This is a genomic window from Massilia cavernae (genome assembly GCF_003590855.1).
GTDB lineage: Bacteria > Pseudomonadota > Gammaproteobacteria > Burkholderiales > Burkholderiaceae_D > Telluria_A > Telluria_A cavernae.
Window position 1 is genome coordinate 24,860 of sequence record NZ_QYUP01000147.1, and the last position, 16,815, is coordinate 41,674.

13 protein-coding genes and 1 pseudogene are annotated in these 16,815 nt (G+C 64.3%); 5 read left to right on the plus strand and 9 right to left on the minus strand.

Going from position 1 to position 16,815, the window contains the following annotated elements; translation table 11 throughout:
• Window positions 1-103 precede the first annotated feature (103 nt).
• The 7 genes from D3872_RS19245 to D3872_RS19275 form a co-directional block, all read right to left on the minus strand.
• Window positions 104-1,045 carry a hypothetical protein gene (locus D3872_RS19245; protein WP_119812329.1) on the minus strand — a complete coding sequence of 314 codons (942 nt, stop codon included), beginning with the start codon at window positions 1,043-1,045 and terminating at the stop codon, window positions 104-106.
• Window positions 1,042-3,705, minus strand: coding sequence for a DNA mismatch repair protein MutS (mutS, locus tag D3872_RS19250; RefSeq protein WP_119812330.1), 2,664 nt, complete (start codon window positions 3,703-3,705; stop codon window positions 1,042-1,044). The genes D3872_RS19245 and mutS overlap by 4 nt, the downstream gene beginning before the upstream one ends.
• 142 nt (window positions 3,706-3,847) lie before the next feature.
• Complete coding sequence (locus D3872_RS19255) at window positions 3,848-4,312, minus strand: DUF29 domain-containing protein (protein ID WP_119812331.1); 465 nt, start codon at window positions 4,310-4,312, stop codon at window positions 3,848-3,850.
• Window positions 4,313-4,341: 29 nt separating this feature from the next.
• Window positions 4,342-4,821, minus strand: coding sequence for a DUF29 domain-containing protein (locus D3872_RS19260; RefSeq protein WP_119812332.1), 480 nt, complete (start codon window positions 4,819-4,821; stop codon window positions 4,342-4,344).
• 11 nt (window positions 4,822-4,832) lie between these two features.
• The gene (locus D3872_RS19265; RefSeq protein ID WP_119812342.1) at window positions 4,833-5,276 is read right to left on the minus strand and encodes a DUF29 domain-containing protein; all 444 of its coding nucleotides are present in this window, start codon (window positions 5,274-5,276) and stop codon (window positions 4,833-4,835) included.
• Between the two features lie 93 nt (window positions 5,277-5,369).
• Window positions 5,370-7,940 carry a cyanophycin synthetase gene (cphA, locus tag D3872_RS19270; RefSeq protein ID WP_119812333.1) on the minus strand — a complete coding sequence of 857 codons (2,571 nt, stop codon included), beginning with the start codon at window positions 7,938-7,940 and terminating at the stop codon, window positions 5,370-5,372.
• A gap of 90 nt (window positions 7,941-8,030) precedes the next feature.
• On the minus strand, window positions 8,031-10,202 hold the full coding sequence (locus tag D3872_RS19275; RefSeq protein ID WP_119812334.1) for a cyanophycin synthetase: 2,172 nt from the start codon (window positions 10,200-10,202) through the stop codon (window positions 8,031-8,033).
• 251 nt (window positions 10,203-10,453) lie between these two features.
• Between D3872_RS19275 and D3872_RS19280 the strand changes: the two genes are divergently transcribed.
• The 3 genes and pseudogenes from D3872_RS19280 to D3872_RS27645 all read left to right on the plus strand — a co-directional run.
• A complete protein-coding gene (locus D3872_RS19280) occupies window positions 10,454-12,736 on the plus strand; it encodes a cyanophycin metabolism-associated ABC transporter (RefSeq protein ID WP_119812335.1) in 2,283 nt (760 codons plus the stop codon).
• Between the two features lie 3 nt (window positions 12,737-12,739).
• Window positions 12,740-13,210 carry a cyanophycin metabolism-associated DUF1854 family protein gene (locus D3872_RS19285; protein WP_119812336.1) on the plus strand — a complete coding sequence of 157 codons (471 nt, stop codon included), beginning with the start codon at window positions 12,740-12,742 and terminating at the stop codon, window positions 13,208-13,210.
• Between the two features lie 37 nt (window positions 13,211-13,247).
• Window positions 13,248-13,352: pseudogene (locus D3872_RS27645) on the plus strand (YciI-like protein); the annotation flags it as partial.
• On the opposite strand, the gene D3872_RS19290 reads toward D3872_RS27645, so the two are convergent.
• Window positions 13,330-13,950 (minus strand): hypothetical protein, encoded by a 621-nt coding sequence (locus D3872_RS19290; protein WP_119812337.1) that lies wholly within the window; start codon window positions 13,948-13,950, stop codon window positions 13,330-13,332. The pseudogene D3872_RS27645 and the gene D3872_RS19290 overlap by 23 nt on opposite strands.
• A gap of 354 nt (window positions 13,951-14,304) precedes the next feature.
• Between D3872_RS19290 and D3872_RS19295 the strand changes: the two genes are divergently transcribed.
• Complete coding sequence (locus D3872_RS19295; RefSeq protein ID WP_119812338.1) at window positions 14,305-15,072, plus strand: LysM peptidoglycan-binding domain-containing protein; 768 nt, start codon at window positions 14,305-14,307, stop codon at window positions 15,070-15,072.
• Window positions 15,060-15,506, plus strand: coding sequence for a hypothetical protein (locus D3872_RS19300; RefSeq protein ID WP_119812339.1), 447 nt, complete (start codon window positions 15,060-15,062; stop codon window positions 15,504-15,506). Before D3872_RS19295 ends, D3872_RS19300 begins: the two co-directional genes overlap by 13 nt.
• Window positions 15,507-15,550: 44 nt before the next feature.
• Here D3872_RS19300 and D3872_RS19305 read toward each other — a convergent pair.
• The coding region (locus D3872_RS19305; protein WP_119812340.1) for a TRAP transporter large permease subunit at window positions 15,551-16,815 on the minus strand (1,265 nt) is incomplete at its 5' end.

Here is a 16,815-nt window from a genome sequence, read left to right on the forward strand (position 1 = left end):
AAGCAGGGCGCATCCGCCATTGCACGCGTCAACGCGACGTTTGCAATGGCGGATGCGCTAGCGCTTATCCGCCCTACGTGTTTATTGGAGGGTGGCGAGGATGTTAATTCTCCGAATCCGCCTTCTTCAATGTGAACACCGCCTCCGAATCCTTCGCCACGCGTACCTCCACCGCGCGCGATCCGACGCTGACGTGGCCCATGTTCCCATGCCACTCGATGCTCGGCGCCGCGCCGTTCGGCGGCGCCGCGGTATCAATCAGCAGCACCTTCCCCGCGAACTTCTCAGCCAGCTGCGCCACCTGCCTGCGCGGCGCGTCGAAGCCGTCCTGCGGCCGCTTGCGCGTCAACAGCGCGCGCAAACCCTTTTCCTGTACCACCGCCTGGATGTCCCCCTCCGAGAACAGCACCACCGCGTCGAGCTTCTTGCTCTTCGCCAGCGAGAACACGCGGTTCAGCCAGAAGCGGTTGGCCACCAGGCGGTCTTCGAACTCGCTGTTGCGGCCCGCTTCGGGCAGGTAGTGGTTGTTATTGGCCGGCAGGTTGACCGTCACATACAGCACGTCGCCGACGATCCAGTACACGTTCTCCGCATAGCTGCGGAACTTCGCGTTGGCCGATTGCCGCGTCAGGTCCAGCTTGCGCCGTCCCAGCGACTCAGGCTCGGGGTAGTACAGCTCGCGTACGCGGTTCAGGCGCTCGATCGCCGCCGTGCGCCCGTTCGAGTTCTTGCAGCCGCTCCAGTCGCTGGCGGCGGGCATGACGATCATCGGCCGCTTCGCCGCCTCGATCAGCTTGCGCCGTGCCATATACAGCTTGTCGCTGCAGGGTTCCCCGGCCGCCTTGATGCCGACGACAACCACGAAATCCGGCGACGGCTCGCTCGAATCGTGGATGGCCTGCTTCAGGCGTTCGTCGCCGCCGTCCTTGGCGAAGCTGTGGCCGATGACGCCAAACCGGTGGACTTCCTTCGGCCCTGCCGCGGCCGCGTGCAGTGGCAGCAACGCCGCGGCTACCAGCGTGGCGAGGCAGCGTCGCAGCGTCATTGGGCGCACAGCCGCTTGAGCTGGTACAGCTGCTCCAGCGCCTCGCGCGGCGTCAGCGAATCCGGGTCGATGGCATCCATCGCTGCCAGCAGTCCGGCGGCTGCGGGTGGCGCCCCCTGCTCGTCTTCCTCGTCCTCCGGTTCGACGCACGGCAGCGCAAACAGGTCGAGCTGCGTGGTGCGGTCCAGTGCCTGCGATTCGAGCCGCGCCAGGTGCTTGCGCGCGGCCTTGATCACCGGTTGCGGCACGCCTGCCAGCTGCGCCACCTGCAGGCCGTAGCTCTGAGAAGCGGGACCCGCCTGCACCGCGTGCAGGAACACGATGCTGTCCTTGTGCTCCACCGCCGACAGGTGCACGTTGGCCGCGGTCGGGTGGGTTTCGGGCAGTTGCGTCAGCTCGAAGTAGTGGGTAGCGAACAGCGTGAAGCTGCGGCTCGTGTCGATCAGGTGGCGCGCGATCGCCCACGCGAGCGCCAGGCCGTCGAAGGTCGAGGTGCCGCGGCCCACTTCATCCATCAGCACCAGCGAATGCTCGGTGGCGCCGTTCAGGATGGCGGCCGATTCGGTCATTTCGACCATGAAGGTCGAGCGGCCGCCGGCCAGGTCGTCGGTCGCGCCGATGCGGGTGAAGATGCGGTCGATCGGACCGATCGTGGCACTGGTGGCCGGCACGTAGCTGCCGATGTAGGCCAGCAGCGTGATCAGCGCCACCTGGCGCATGAAGGTCGACTTACCGCCCATGTTCGGGCCGGTGATCAGCAGCAGCCGGCGTTCGTCTTTCAGCTGGCAGTCGTTGGCGATGAAGCGCTCGATCTGATTTTCGACCACAGGGTGGCGGCCTTCGCAGATGTCGAGGCAGGGCTCGGCCACCAGCACCGGCGCGGTCCAGCTGCGCTGCAGCGCGTGCACGGTCAGCGCGGTCAGTGTGTCGAGCTGAGCGAGGCCCTGCGCCACCGTTTGCAGCGCGCCGATGTGCGGCGCCAGGTCGGCCAGCAGCTGGTCGTACAGCAGCTTCTCGCGCACCAGCGCCTTGTCCTGCGCCGACAGCGCCTTGTCCTCGAACACCTTCAGTTCCGGCGTGATGTAGCGCTCGGCGTTCTTCAGGGTCTGGCGGCGGCGGTAGTCTTCCGGCACCTTGTCGGTCTGGCCGTGCGTGACTTCGATGTAGAAGCCGTGCACCTTGTTGTACTCGACCCGCAGGTTGGCGATGCCGGTGCGGGCGCGCTCGCGCGTTTCCAGGTCGACCAGGAACTGGCCGGCGTTCTCGGAAAGGCCGCGCAGCTCGTCCAGTTCGGCGTCGAAGCCGCGTGCGAACACGCCGCCGTCGCGCACCATCGCGGCCGGTTCCTCGGCCACCGCGCGCACCAGCAGGTCGAGGCAGCCGTGCGGGGTGGCGATGGCGGTGTGGATGGCCGCCAGCAGGCTGTCCTCGCCGGCGGTGAAGCTGCGCTCCATCGCATGGCGCAGCGCCGGCAGCTGCTTCAGGCCGTCGCGCAGGCTGGCCAGGTCGCGCGGGCGCGCCGACAGCAGTGCAATGCGGGTGGTGATGCGCTCGATGTCCGGCACCTGGGCCAGCGTCTGCGACAGCGCGCCGCTGCTGTCGGTTTGCGCCAGCGCGCCGATGGCGGCATGGCGCGCGCGCGCCACGCCCTGGTCGCGGCGCGCATGGTGCAGCCAGTGGCGCAGCATGCGCGAACCCATGGCCGTGCGGCAGTGGTCGAGCAGCGAGAACAGGGTGGGCGACTCCTGGCCGCGGATGGTTTCGGTCAGCTCCAGGTTGCGGCGGGTGGCCGCATCGAGGCCGATGAATTCGGTTTCGGTTTCGGTCGACAGGCTGCGTACGTGCTGCAGCCCGCGGCCCTGGGTCGATTGCGCATAGCGCAGCAGTGCGCCGGCCGCGCCGAACGCGGCGCCCAGCCCATCGGCGCCGAAGCCGGTGAGGGTGGCGACGCCCAGCTGGTCGAGCAGCGCCTTGTGGCCGCCGACGACGTCGAAGTGCCAGTCCGGCACGCGCTGGGTGTGGGCGATTTCGTGTTCCGCGCCCAGTTCGGCGCCATCGCCGCACAGGATTTCAGCCGGGACGATGCGTTCGAGTTCCTGCTGCAGCCGCGCGCCGACGGTGCGGCTGTCGCCCGAAAATTCCATTAGTTTCAGCGCGCCGCCGGCCAGCGACAGCCATGCCAGGCCGGTGGTCACCACCTTGCGCTGGCTGATCATGCACAGCGCCAGCAGCGGACGTTCGGCTTTCTCGGGCAGCAGGTCGGAATCGGTCAGGGTGCCTGGTGTGACGACGCGCATCACCTTGCGTTCGACCGGGCCCTTGCTGGTGGCCGGGTCGCCGATCTGCTCGCAGATCGCGCACGATTCGCCCAGCTTCACCAGCTTGGCCAGGTAGCCATCGAGCGAGTGGAAGGGCACGCCGCACATCTTGATTGGGTTGCCGTTGGACGCGCCGCGCGCGGTCAGCGTGATGCCCAGTACCCGCGCCGCCTTTTCGGCGTCTTCGTGGAACAGTTCATAGAAGTCGCCCATGCGGTAAAAAACAAGCATGGTGGGGTAGTCTGCCTTGATGCGCAGGTATTGCTGCATCATGGGCGTTTGCTTCTCGGTCGGGCCGTTCTTTGCTGCGGCAGCGTTGATTTCGGTGGGGACAGTCGTCATTTCTTCTTCATCGGTGAGGCGGACAAGGCGCAGCGCAATGTCAAGACCGACATTTTAGCGCGTCCGCCGTGGGCCTCAGAGAGAAAAAGCGTGAAAACGCAAATCCGGTCGCCGGAGAGGGTGCCGGATCGCCGAACGCGGGTCAAGGGAAGAAGTCCTCGTCGAAGATTGCGTCAGCCGAGAATGGGCTGGTGTTCGGGAAAGCGGCCTCGTTCGAGCCGGTTTCCTGGGCTGCGATCCGCACTGCGGTCGGGTAAGCCTTCTCTAGACGCGCCGCCAGCCCACGCTTCAGGCTTGGACTGTCTTCGATAATGTATTCAATCGCTATGCGCTGTTCCACGATGGTCGATCGCAAGCTTTCCTCGTTTCCTTGGGGGTAAAACTTATGCCTGAGCAGGGTGGCAATCAGTACGCAAAGGCGATCGCTCAATTCCCTCTTGTCCCTTTGCCCTATCGACTCGATCTCTTCAATCAGATTTTCTCGGTCGAGTTCGTCGAGGCGGCCTTCGCGTAACAGCTGAGCTTGATGTTCCGTCCAGCGAACGAAATCGATGAGGTAGTCGACACTACCGTAGGGCAGATTGGTGTTATTGGTGATGTTGCTCATCGGTATGCTTAACGCTTGCGTGTTCCCGATCAGGGAATAAAGTCGATGTCCAGGATCTGCTCCGCAGAATACGGATTGGCTGAGGGAAAAACAGTTTGTTCCAACCCGGTTTCAATCGAAGCGCGCCTCACCGCGCTGCGGTAGGCCTTTTCGATGTAGGCTGCTAAATGGGACTTCAGGCTTGGGCTGCGTTCGAGGCCAAGTTCAATCTGGGTACGTTGTTCACCCAGGGTCGCAAGCCAGCTTTCGCTCTTACGTTCAGGCTGGAACTGACATTTGAGCAGATGTATCAGCAGCACGACGAGACGGCTGCGCAGTGCGTGATGCTCGCTGGATCCCATTGACTCAATTTCCTCCAGCAAGTTTTCCAGATCAAGTTCGCCAAACCGCCGTTCCCGCACCAGCATCGCCTGATGCTCGGTCCAGCGCACGAAATCGAGGTCATACAGGGCCGGCGCGGGAACATCGTCCAGCGCACGCAGGCTCAGGTCATCGTTCAGCTTGCTCATTGCATGCCTCCTCACGTAGGCACGAAATACGGATCCAGCAACTGCTGCCGCGTATAAGGAATAGTCTGCGGAAATGCCGCGCGCGGAATACCGGTCTCGGCCCCGGCCCGTTCGAAAGCCGCGTGATACACATGAGCCGCATACTCGGCGATATAGCTTCCGAGGCTTGGGTTTTCCTCAAGAATGCGTTCGATCTCGGAGCGCTGCTCCCGGATCGCGCCCAGCCAGGCGCGCGACTTTGGTTCCGGCTGGAACTGACACTTGAGCAAATTCATCGTTAGCGTTTCCAGCCGTGATTTCAATTCGCGCCGTACATTCGCTGCCATCGCGTCCAGTTCCCCGATCAGCCTGTCCAAATCGAGTTGTTCGAAGTTTTTTTCGCGAAGGAGTGCACGCTGGCGCTCTGTCCAGAGGACAAAGTCGCCACCATTGATGCCGTGAGTAAAGTCATGCATGCGATCCTCCATCCTGCCAAATTAGCATCGAACGGAGGATGAGTCCAGCGGCGCACGCGGCGCGCCGGACTTCCGCAAGGGGGGAGGGAAGGGTCAGCCTTCGGCGACGCGTTTGGCGATGTGGGCCAGGGCCTCGTCGACCTGGTCGATCAGGATCAGGCACAGGTCGCCCTCGCCCAAGCGCGCAAGCGCCGTGTCGATCGCGACGAATTCGCCATTGATCTCGTCGATGTGGCTGGTGCGGCTCGCGCCCACCAGGCCCTGGCGCAGCAGCCCCACCACTTCGCCGTCGGCGCGGCCGCGCTGGCACTGGTCCTGGTACAGCAGCACGTCGTCGAACGCGCTGCCGAGGATCTCGGTCTGCTGGCGGATATCCTCGTCGCGGCGGTCGCCGGCGCCGCTGATGACCACCGAACGGCGCTTGGCCGGCATGCTGTCGACGGCACGCACCAGCGCCAGGATGGCGTCGGGATTGTGGCCGTAGTCGGCAATCACGGTCGCACCGCGGTAGTTGAACACGTTAAAGCGGCCGGGCGCGTTGTCGCTCTCGTTGGCGAACGACTTGAGGCCCTTGCAGATGCTGTCCCAGTCGATGCCGACCGCCCATGCCGCCGCCACCGACGCCATCACGTTCTCGACCTGGAAGCCGACGGTGCCGTTGCGCGTGATCGGTACTTCCGACAGCGGCACCTGCTGCACCGTCTTGCCGTGCGCCGCGTACAGCACGCCGCCGTCGACGTACACCACGCGGTTGCCCTGTGCGCGGTGGGTCGACATCACCGGATGGTGCAGGTCGGCCGCGAAGAAGGTGACGCTGCCGCGGCAGTTGTGCGCCATGCCGGCCACGATCGGGTCGGCGGCATTGAGCACCGCCTCGCCGCTGTCGGCCACGTTTTGCACGATGACGCGCTTGAGTACCGCCAGGTCTTCCAGCGTGGTGATGTAGTTCAGGCCGAGGTGGTCGCCCGAGCCGATGTTGGTCACCACCGCCACCTTGCAGCGGTCGAAGGCCAGGCCTTCGCGCAGCATGCCGCCGCGCGCGGTTTCGAACACGGCTGCGTCGACGTCGGGGTGCATCAGCACATTGCGCGCGCTGCGCGGGCCGCTGCAGTCGCCGCTGTCGATGCGGCGGCCTTCGATGTAGACGCCATCGGTGTTGGTCATGCCGGTGCGCAGGCCGCTGGCGGCGAGCAGGTGCGCGATCAGGCGCACGGTCGTGGTCTTGCCGTTGGTGCCGGTGACGGCAACCACGGGGATGCGGCCGTCGTCGCCGTCGGCGAACATGGTCGAGACGATCGCTTCGCCCACCGCGCGGCCCTTGCCGAACGATGGCGACAGGTGCATGCGCAGCCCGGGAGCGGCGTTCACTTCGACGATGCCGCCGTTCTGTTCTTCGATCGGCTTCAGCACGCCGTCGCACACCAGGTCGACGCCGCAGATGTCGAGGCCGACCATGTGCGCCGCGGCGATCGCGCGTTGGGCGACTTCCGGGTGCACGTCGTCGGTGACGTCGGTGGCCGAGCCGCCGGTGGACAGGTTGGCGTTGTTGCGCAGGATGACGCGCTGGCCGGCAGGCGGCACCGAGTCGGCCTGGTAGCCCTGCTTGGCCAGGCTTGCCAGCGCAATGTCGTCGAAGCGGATCTTGGTCAGCGAGGTCGAGTGGCCATGGCCGCGGCGCGGGTCGAGGTTGACCTGGTCAACCAGCTGGCGCACCGAGTTCACGCCGTCGCCCACCACCTGCGGCGGGTCGCGGCGCGCGGCGGCGATCAGCTTGTTGCCGATGACGAGCAGGCGGAAGTCGTTGCCCGGCAGGTAGCGCTCGACCATCACGTCGTCGCGGAATTCGGAAGCGGCGGCGAAGCCCGCGTCCAGCTGTTCGCGGGTGGTGACGTTGACGGTCACGCCCTTGCCCTGGTTGCCGTCCTTCGGCTTGATCACGACCGGCAGGCCGATCTCCATGGCGGCGGCCCAGGCGTCGTCCGGGTCTTCGACCACGCGGCCGAGCGGCACCGGCACGCCGGCGGCGTGCAGCAGTTTCTTGGTCAGTTCCTTGTCCTGCGCGATGGTTTCGGCGATCGCGCCGGTGCTGTCGATTTCGGCAGCCTGGATGCGGCGCTGGCGGCTGCCCCAGCCGAACATCACCAGGCTGCCTTCGGTCAGGCGGCGGAACGGGATGTTGCGCGCCACCGCGGCATCGACGATGGCGCCGGTCGAAGGGCCGAGGCGTACGTCTTCATCCAGGTCGCGCAGCTGGGTGAGGGCGGCTTCAAGGTCGAACGGGGTGTCGTCCTGGGCGGCGGTGCACAGCTGCCGCGCAAGTTCCAGCGCCAGCTTGCCGACCGCTTCTTCGGAATACTCGACGACCACCTGATAGATGCTCGGTTCCAGCGTGGCGGTGGTGCGGCTGAATGTGACCCGGCAGCCGGCTTGCGCCTGCAGGCCGAGCGCGGCCAGTTCCAGTACATGCGCCATCGGCACCGAATCGTCATGGCCGCTCGGTTGCAGGGGGCTGATCGAAGGGAAGCGCAAACGCAGGCGTGCTTCGAAGCTGGGCAGGTCGCGGATCGACTGCTCGTCGGGGCTGCACGCGACGATCGCTTCCACCGAGGTGTGGTGGCTCCAGAGGTTCGGACCACGCAGGGCCCTGACGCGAGATACTTCCATAAACCGTAATCCTAAAGTGGTCGATTTGCCCGCGGCGCCTGTGCGCTGCGGCGGGCGAGGGCCGGTGGCAAGCCGCCAGGCCCGGTTGTTTTAACGCGCCGGCAGGCGGGGTTCGAAATTGCGCAGGCCGGCTTCGATCAGGCCCGGCTCCATGCCGTACGCCCAGGTCGCCGCCACCGCAGCCAGCAGGGCGCCGGGGTGGTTCGCCATCGCCGGCTTCAGTCCCGGCATGGCCAGCAGTACGGTTTCGATGTCTCCCTGCGCCAGCACCACGCTGCCGCCGCGCAGGTAGACCGCGCGGCCGCCTTCGGCGCGGTGTTCCGCGATGACCGCCAGGTCCGGATCCTCCGAATAGAAGATCACCGCGCCATCCGACAGCGGGGCCAGGTCGGCCACCGCTTCGATGGCGGCGTTCAGTACCGCCGCGCCGTCGTGGGCGATGACGTCGACCTGCGAACGGATGATGTTCGCCATCGCGTCTTCGTCGTCGATATAGAACTCGGAAAGCGCTTCGAAGCCGTCCATGTCGGTCACGATGCCGACCGTGCAGCGGTCGTAGGCCAGGCCCTCGGTCAGGATCATGCGCGCGTCGCTTTCGAACACGGCTGCCTGCACGGTGCGGTTGATCAGCAGGCGCTCGCCGGCGGCGAAGTTCATGCTGTTGGCGCTGGAGACCATGCGGTCGTCCAGGTACAGGCCGTCGGCGTTGACCACGCCGGTGTGCACGCCGGTCAGGCGCAGCATGCAGCCGACCATGCGCGCGATCAGGCTGGTGTCGCGGGTGCCGGTGACGCCCACGATCGGGATGCGGCCGCTTTCGTCAGGGCCGAACAGGTTGCCGACAATCGCAGGTCCAATTTGGCGCGGCTGGCCGACCGCAGGCTTGAGGTGGGCCAGCAACCCCGGGCTGGCGTTCACTTCGATGATGGCTCCGCCCTGTTCTTCCAGCGGGCGCGAGATGTCCTCGCATACCAGGTCGATGCCGGCGATGTCGAGGCCGACCACGCGCGCCGCCAGCTCCGCGGCATAGGCCACGGAAGGATGCACCTTGTCGGTGACGTCGATCGCCACGTTGCCGTTCGGCTGGATCAGCACCTTTTGGCCTGCCAGCGGAACCGAATAGGCGGTCATGCCCTGGCGTTCGAGTTCGAGGATGATTTCCGCGGTGATGTGCGGCGTGATCAGGCCGAGCGGGGAGTCTTCGGTGGTGCCGCGGCGCGAGTCGGTGTTGATGTCGCGGTCGCACAGTTCGACGATGTTGGAGCTGCCGTCGCCGGTCACCCACAGCGATTCTCCGGCGGCCGCGGCCACCAGGTTCTTGCCGACCACCAGCAGGCGGTGCTCGTCGCCGGTGACGAAGCGTTCGACGATCACGCTCTTGCTGCGGCCCTTGCGCGCGGCGACCAGGTAGGCCGCTTCGACGTCGGCCTGGGTCATCAGGTTGAGCGACACGCCGCGGCCGTGGTTGCCGTCGTACGGCTTGACCACGACAGGCAGGCCGATGTCCTGCGCCTCTTCCCATGCTTCCTCGGCGCTGCGAACCAGGCTGCCTTCGGGGACAGGCAGGCCGCAGGACTTGAGCAGCGACTTGGTCAGGTCCTTGTCGCTGGCGATGCCTTCGGCGATCGCGCTGGTGCGGTCGGTTTCGGCGGTCCAGATGCGCCGCTGCGCGGCGCCGTGGCCCAGCTGGACCAGGTTGCCGTCGGTGAGGCGGATATGCGGGATGCGGCGGTCGGTGGCCGCTTCGACGATGTGGGCGGTGCTCGGGCCCAGGCAGTAGCGGTCGACCAGTTCCTTCAGTTCGTCCACCACGCTGGCGAGGTCGAACTGGGTGTCGTCGATGGCGGCCTGCAGCAGGTCGCGGCCGGCGTTCAGGGCCGCGCGGCCGACGTCTTCCTGGCGGGTGCGGAACGCCATCTTGTAGATGCCATGCCTGCCGGTGGAGCGGGTCTTGCCGAAGCCGGTGCGCATGCCGGCCAGGTTTTGCAGTTCAAGTGCCACGTGTTCGAGGATGTGGCCGGCCCAGGTGCCTTCGCGCAGGCGTTCGAGGAAGCCGCCGCGTTCGCCGACGCCGCAGCGGTGTTCGACCAGCCCTGGCAGGATGGCGACCAGGCGCTCGTACATGCCGGGCAGGAGGTTCGATGGGAGTTCTTCAAGCGCGCCGATATCCAGCCAGGCCTCGATCACGGGGCGGTAGGTCCAGATGTTTGGCCCGCGCAGATGCGTCACACGGAGAAATTCGATTTCTTTCTTCTTGGTCATGTAAATAATTTCTTTATAACAGGCTGTTGAAACTTCGTTGACAACAGGCTGTAGTGAGGCTTCTTGATCCGCATCATGTTGTATACTTGCTAGAGACGAAGCTTACCGCGCTGAACCATTTTCTGCCAGTGCGGTTTCAGAACGAACCGTCTAGACGACCAGCGTGAATCACACCCGACGCTACGCCTTCCCCCGATTTCTCCAGCATCCTGCAATCCAGGTTGCGGCCTTGAGCCGGAATACGCAATACGATGACAACTGAACAACTTATTTCTCCGCTTACACTTTCCGCTGCGCCGGTTTTCATTCCTGCGCAGTGGCAAGCTGAGGTCGAGAAAATACTATTATCTGGGGAGAACGTTTTAAGTGCCCTGGAGGTTGACCTCGATGCGCGGCTTCGTTTCGACAAGGGCCTGGTGGTCGTCACCAACCGCCGCCTGATGGCGCGCGCGGCCGGCGAAACGGAGTGGAAGGACTGGACCTACCGCCCGGGACTATCGCTCCAGCACCACGATCATGCCGGCGTCGGACATCTTGAACTGGTCGACCAGCAGGGCCGCCTGGCCGCCTGGCGCTTCACGCTGGGCCAGAACCTGCACGCGATCCGCGTATTGGACAGCTTCCGCGAGCAGCTTGACAGCACGCTGACCGGCTTGCCCGTGAAGGCGGCGGAACAGAACATCTGCCCGAGCTGCAAGGCGCCGCTGGCGCCGGACGAGGAAGAGTGCCCGATCTGTACCAAGGTGCTGCACACGCCGCCGTCCACCTGGACCCTGCTGCGCCTGTGGCGCTTCGCGCGTCCCTACCAGTGGCAACTGGCGCTGGGCTTCTTCCTGATGCTGGCCAGTACCGCGGCGCACATGATCCCGCCGTACCTGACCATGCCGCTGATGGACAACGTGCTGATCCCGTACCAGAACGGCCAGGCGATCGACAACTCGCTGGTCGTGCTGTACATGGGCGGCCTGCTGGCGTCGGCCGTGCTGGCGTGGGTGCTCGGCTGGGGCAAGACCTACGTGCTGGCCCTCGTTTCCGAACGGGTGGCGGCCGACCTGCGCTCGACCACCTACGAACACCTGCTCAAGCTCTCGCTCGAATTCTTCGGCGGCAAGCGCACCGGCGACCTGATGTCGCGTATCGGCAGCGGCTCCGACCGCATCAGCGTGTTCCTGTCGCTGCACCTGCTCGACTTCGTATCCGACGTCCTGATGATCGCCATGACCGGCGTGATCCTGTTCACGATCAACCCGTGGCTGGCCGTGATCACACTGGTGCCGCTGCCCTTCATCGCATGGATGATCCACGTGGTGCGCGACCGCCTGCGCACCGGCTTCGAGAAGATCGACCGCGTGTGGGGCGAAGTGACCAACGTGCTGGCCGATACCATTCCCGGCATCCGCGTGGTGAAGGCCTTTGCCCAGGAAAAGCGCGAGGCGGTGCGCTTCCGCGAGGCGAACAAGCACAATCTCGCGGTCAACGACAAATTGAACAAGGTATGGTCGCTGTTCTCGCCGACCGTGTCGTTCCTGACCGAACTCGGTTTGCTGGTGATCTGGGTGTTCGGCATCTGGCAGGTGTCGAAGGGCGAGATCACCGTCGGCGTGCTGTCCGCCTTCATCGCCTACAGCACCCGCTTCTACAGCAGGCTCGATTCGATGAGCCGCATCGTGTCGGTCACGCAGAAGTCGGCGTCGGCCGCCAAGCGCATCTTCGACATCCTCGACCACGTGTCGAGCGTGGCCGAACCGGCCAACCCGGTCAAACTGGACAAGGTGGAAGGCCGCATCGACCTGCGCGAAGTGGGCTTCCGCTACGGTAACCGCGCCGTCAACCGCGGCGTCACGCTCAATATCAAGGCGGGCGAGTTCGTCGGCCTGGTGGGCCACAGCGGCTCGGGCAAGAGCACGCTGGTCAACCTGATCTGCCGCTTCTACGACGTGTCGGAAGGCGCGATTTTGCTGGACGGCGTAGACATCCGCTCGTTCCCGGTGGCCGAGTACCGCAGCAATATCGGCCTGGTGCTGCAGGAGCCTTTCCTGTTCTTCGGCACCATCGCCGAGAACATCGCCTACGGCAAACCGAACGCCTCGCGCGAACAGATCATCGCCGCCGCGCGCGCCGCGCACGCCCACGAATTCATCCTGCGCCTGCCGCAGGGCTACGACTCGATGGTCGGCGAACGCGGCCAGGGCCTGTCGGGCGGCGAGCGCCAGCGCATCTCGATCGCGCGCGCGCTGCTGATCGACCCGCGCATCCTGATCATGGACGAAGCCACATCCTCGGTGGACTCGGAAACCGAAAAGGAAATCCAGAAGGCGCTCGACAACCTGGTCCAGGGCCGCACCACCATCGCCATCGCGCACCGCCTGTCGACGCTGCACCGGGCAGACCGGCTGGTAGTGATGGACCGCGGCGTGGTGGTGGAGCAGGGCAGTCACGACGAACTGATGGCGCGCGAAGGCGCCTACTACCGCCTCTACGAAGCGCAGGCGCGCAACGTGGATACGGACCCGGACGACAAGGGAGAGGATTAAAGCATGGCCAGCACCAGGTTCCAACTGACCCGCGACAGCTTCGGCAAGCTGGTTCTCACCACCGAGGAAGGCGAGGTGCACGTGGGCGTCTCGCCGGTGCGCGCATTTCCGATCCAGGCGCCATCCGACGGTATTTCGGTGGTTCTCTCCGACGGCAAGGAAGTGGCGTGGATCGACGCGCTGGCCGATATGCCGGCCGATATCCGCGCGCTGGTGACGGACGAACTGGAAGGGCGCGAGTTCATGCCCGAGATCCTGCGCGTGAACAGCGTCACCAGCTTCGCCACGCCATGCACCTGGCAGGTGTCGACCGATCGCGGCGAAACCGAATTCGTGCTCAAGGGCGAGGAAGACATCCGCCGCATCGGGGCGACCTCGCTGCTGATCGCGGACAACCACGGCATCCACTTCCTGATCCGCGACATGTTCACGATCGACAAGCACACCCGCAAGATCCTCGACCGCTTCCTCTGACCTGGCGAACCGCGATGCACTTCTTGCTGATCTACGAAAGGCCGATCCTTATGTTACGAATGGGCTCGTGACGTCGTGGCGCGTGCGGCAGTGGAATACCGTGGTCGGCGACGACGCGCTCACTCCGGTGACGCCGGAATAACCGACGACGCGATCACGCGGAAGGACACGGAACCACCGGTGGTTAGCTCTTCCCTCACATGATTGCGCCCAGGCTCGCGCTTGCGGATATCGTCGAGGGAATTGGTGCTGAGGCCAACGCGGGCCCGCCCCGAGCGCGTGAAATCCCACAGCACGTGAAAGTTGAAAGACTCCTCCGGGGCCCGGGTTGAACCCGAATAGTGCGTGCCGCTTGACGTGTCCAGCCTAAACATGAAGCCCCCGTGGAAGCGCTGACGCTTCGCGATCTCCTCGAAAAATGCTTGGTCGAGCGGCGGTATTTTGAAATCCTCCTTCGGACCCGCATCGGGGAACAGCTCCTCGTACGTTTTTCCCTTGTCGCTGGCCGAAACCGGATCGGTTAGCGACACCGTCACCACGTCACCCAGTGCCAGCGGCAGAGCGGGAATCCAGGTCAGTGAAACTTGCTCGTCCCCACCGTAGCTGGCGCCCGAGAAATCCAGCGCTGCAGCCGGCTCCTGATCCTGTGCCCCCCGCACATGAAGCGCCAGCACGTCGAAGCCATCCGTGTTCACGGTGGCGAGTCGTTTTCCGTTGCAGTCGACGCAGATGGCGGGCATGCTGTTTCCGGTGGAATGAAACCGCCAGTCTACAACGGCCCAGCCGTGCGTAGTATCGGGACGATAGTTGGTGACATCAATTACCCGATTCGAATGGCGACCCATGCACGTTCCTATGGCCCCGCATCGTCGCGCAGCCGTCGTCTGGATCTGCCAGTTGTCAACGCGGCAAGCCCTTTTTCGGCCAGAACAAGAATTGGCCTTGTGCTTAGCGATTTGACCAACCGACCCCAAATACATCCTGAACGTTTATTGTTTAACTGCAAGTTGCCCAGGTACGCGCCAACTACCATACGTGTCGGGCTGTCGCGTCAGGTGTGCCGATAGCCGCAAACCTTATCAGAAGGGGACGGCATGGTGGCAACGACAGGCACTGGAACTGCTCCAAGGCTGCGCTCGCGATACGAGCTGTGGCAAGACACAATAAATGCAGCGGTTGGCGATGAGCGGTGGCATGAATATGATTGCGACATTCAGCAAATCGTTACCCAGTTCAATAGACATCTTGCCGGAACGGGTGGCTATACTCCTCTCGATTGGCGCATGGTCAAAGCGATGGTCTGGACAGAATCTGGAGGTCCCACCAACAGGGCGTGGCGCAACAATCCGATACAAATTGGTAATCCTGGAGATCCCGGTCTGCGGGCACTTCTGTCTCCCGACGAAGGTGGCGCGCTTGTCATCCCTCCAGACTTGGCGGGCAAATTAACGGTCGCCTCCGCTGGTGCATCGCCGCAAATGAATATCCGCGCCGGGGTCGCGTACCTTTTAATGCGTCACGCACGATTCCGTTTCGCGACAGTGCTCGACGAACGGGATGCAGGGTTCTACGAGGTGCTTGTGAAACCTGGCGATAGCCTTGACAAGATTGCGCGTGCAAACGGTACTACTCCTGATATTTTGAGAAAGTACAACGGGGGCGGGTGTGTACTTCGTCCCGGACAAAAACTGAAATACCGGAAAGCCGCGGTACGGAAAATTATCGCGAGTTGGAACCTGGTGACCAAGGAAAGCATCGCCACCAGATACAACGTCGGCGATCCGGAATACTCCCGGAAGTTGGGATACTGTTTGGAGGTGATGCGGAAGTCCGCGGGAAGGGAAAAAGCATGCGCCACATAGCGATCGCCATAGTCGCCGCCGCCCTCGCAACGACCCTGCCGGCAGGGGCGGCGTCTCAAACGCTCACCGGGCAATTTGCCGGTACGGGCAGGGCATGTTACGGCAGGTTCGCCGTGGGTAGCCGGACGATTTCGTGGGTGACCCCGTTCAGTCGCTGTCGCGAACTGCCCTACGAAATCATCGATCATAATGAAAGCAGCGGAAAGCTCCGCATTACGTATCGGTTCACGCGCGAATCCGCATCATGCCGCTATCGTATTGTCTCGCTTACGCACGATGGTTCGGCCGACCGTGAAATTGGATGGGAAGTAACAGGATATTGGAAGGATGCGAGCTACCGCATAGACAAGGATAGCGGCTTCGCGGATAGAGCACCCGATATGATGTCGTGCTACCTGGTCCGCGCGCCGAACACAAAGGCCAGGCGCCCGTGAGGCTGGAAACCGGGAAGCGCTACTTCGCTTCCCGGGCACTCACGTCACTTGTAAAGCACCCCCGGCAGCCACAACCCGATCGCCGGGAAGGCGTACAGCAGGATGATCCCCACCACCTGGATCGCCATGAACGGCATCATTCCCAGGAAAATCTGGTTCAGCGTCACGCCCGGCGGCGACACGCCCTTCAGGTAGAACGCCGACATCGCCACCGGCGGCGACAGGAAGGCGGTCTGCAGGTTCATCGCCACCAGCAGGCCGAAGAACAGCGGGTCGATGTTGAAGTGGGCCAGCAACGGCACGAAGATCGGCATGAAGATGACGATGATCTCGGTCCACTCCAGCGGCCATCCGAGCAGGAAGATGATCACCTGGGCCAGCAGCATGAACTGCACCGGCGTCAGGTTCATCGACAGCACCCATGTTTCGATGATCTGCTGGCCGCCCAGTAGTGCGAACGCAGCCGAGAAGATGCTCGACCCGACGAACAGCCAGCACACCATCGCGCTGGTTTTTGCGGTCAGGTGGGCCGACTCCTTCAGCATGCCGAAGTTGAAGCGCCGGTAGGCGATAGCCAGCAGGATGCCGCCAAAGGAGCCCATCGCCGCCGCCTCGGTCGGCGTGGCCAGGCCGAACACGATGCTGCCCAACACCGCCAGGATCATGAACGCCAGCGGGAACAGGGACCCGAGCAACATCTTGAAGATCTCCAGCCGCGCGAAGCTGAACCAGGCATAGAACACCGCCATCGCCGCCAGTCCCACCACCAGCGAGATCCAGAATGCACGCGGCACCTGGGTCGCCACCGGCACAGCTTCCTTGTTGGCGGTAGAGCTGGCCATCGCGGGCGCCGGCGTGGCTGCCGCAGGTGCCTGCGCCAACGCGCCTTCGACCGGCGGCTCCTGGAGGCCGCCGTCCATCGGCGGCTCTTCAAGCCCGCCTTCGATCGGTGGCTCGGCCAGCCCGCCCTGGTCGGCGGCGCTGCCGGCCTCGAACCCGATGCCCATCTCCACCATCTCGGTGGGCGGCGGCGCCGGCCGAGTCGTCATCGTGTAGGCAAGCCCCATCACCAATACGAAGGCGGCGGCGGGGACCAGCACGATCAGCAGTTGCGATACCAGGGTGCGCGATGGTACGTTGATGGCGCGCGATCCCTTCAGCGCACGCACCAGCCCGGGCAGGGCCTGGGTTCCCGGGATGTGGTCGGTGTACGCGGGCAGCGTCACGCGCCGGCCTTCTTCAGACAGTGGCGGCGCCAGGCTGGGCTTGAGTTTCGCGACCAGCATCACGTAGCCGACGTACAGCAAGG

Coding starts and splice junctions, on each gene's coding strand:
- D3872_RS19275 (WP_119812334.1), bottom strand. CDS start 10,202: ATGACCAAGAAGAAAGAAATCGAATTTCTCCGTGTGACGCATCTGCGC.
- D3872_RS19295 (WP_119812338.1), top strand. CDS start 14,305: ATGGTGGCAACGACAGGCACTGGAACTGCTCCAAGGCTGCGCTCGCGA.
- D3872_RS19285 (WP_119812336.1), top strand. CDS start 12,740: ATGGCCAGCACCAGGTTCCAACTGACCCGCGACAGCTTCGGCAAGCTG.
- D3872_RS19280 (WP_119812335.1), top strand. CDS start 10,454: ATGACAACTGAACAACTTATTTCTCCGCTTACACTTTCCGCTGCGCCG.
- D3872_RS19245 (WP_119812329.1), bottom strand. CDS start 1,045: ATGACGCTGCGACGCTGCCTCGCCACGCTGGTAGCCGCGGCGTTGCTG.
- D3872_RS19300 (WP_119812339.1), top strand. CDS start 15,060: ATGCGCCACATAGCGATCGCCATAGTCGCCGCCGCCCTCGCAACGACC.
- cphA (WP_119812333.1), bottom strand. CDS start 7,940: ATGGAAGTATCTCGCGTCAGGGCCCTGCGTGGTCCGAACCTCTGGAGC.
- D3872_RS19290 (WP_119812337.1), bottom strand. CDS start 13,950: ATGCCCGCCATCTGCGTCGACTGCAACGGAAAACGACTCGCCACCGTG.
- D3872_RS19260 (WP_119812332.1), bottom strand. CDS start 4,821: ATGAGCAAGCTGAACGATGACCTGAGCCTGCGTGCGCTGGACGATGTT.
- D3872_RS19255 (WP_119812331.1), bottom strand. CDS start 4,312: ATGAGCAACATCACCAATAACACCAATCTGCCCTACGGTAGTGTCGAC.
- D3872_RS19265 (WP_119812342.1), bottom strand. CDS start 5,276: ATGCATGACTTTACTCACGGCATCAATGGTGGCGACTTTGTCCTCTGG.
- mutS (WP_119812330.1), bottom strand. CDS start 3,705: ATGACGACTGTCCCCACCGAAATCAACGCTGCCGCAGCAAAGAACGGC.